Origin of the sequence: Colwellia marinimaniae, from assembly GCF_002207865.1 — a bacterium.
GTDB classification, from domain to species: domain Bacteria; phylum Pseudomonadota; class Gammaproteobacteria; order Enterobacterales; family Alteromonadaceae; genus Colwellia; species Colwellia marinimaniae.
Genome location: NZ_BDQM01000158.1, coordinates 1 through 352 on the forward strand (window position 1 = coordinate 1; position 352 = coordinate 352).

Here is a 352-nt window from a genome sequence, read left to right on the forward strand (position 1 = left end):
ATAAGGACCACAACATACGGGAGAGAGTGGATACTGTATCGGTAATAATGAATTTGAGTTAGTTGCTACATAACCAACTGAAAAATCATCAGTCGCAAATGCGTAAGCTAAAATTACAAATGAAAGACTCATTAGCAATAATTGCATAATGGCTAATGGTTTAGCACTATTAATCATCCCAGGATGATTAATCTTTGCGCCTATAAGTGGATACATTGCCAGCAAGAACGACAACGCCGTTGCGACAATTAAACTAAAATGTCCAATCTCAGGGATCATTACAAACTACCTTATTTAGTTTCGTTACCGTATTCTGGTTTCATATGCTTAATACCTTTGATTGCTTCTGCAA

At 36.4% G+C, this 352-nt stretch carries 1 pseudogene; it reads right to left on the reverse strand.

Going from position 1 to position 352, the window contains the following annotated elements:
- A pseudogene (locus MTCD1_RS18690) lies at positions 1–279 on the reverse strand (heme lyase NrfEFG subunit NrfE); the annotation flags it as partial.
- Between the last annotated feature and the right edge of the window lie 73 nt (positions 280–352).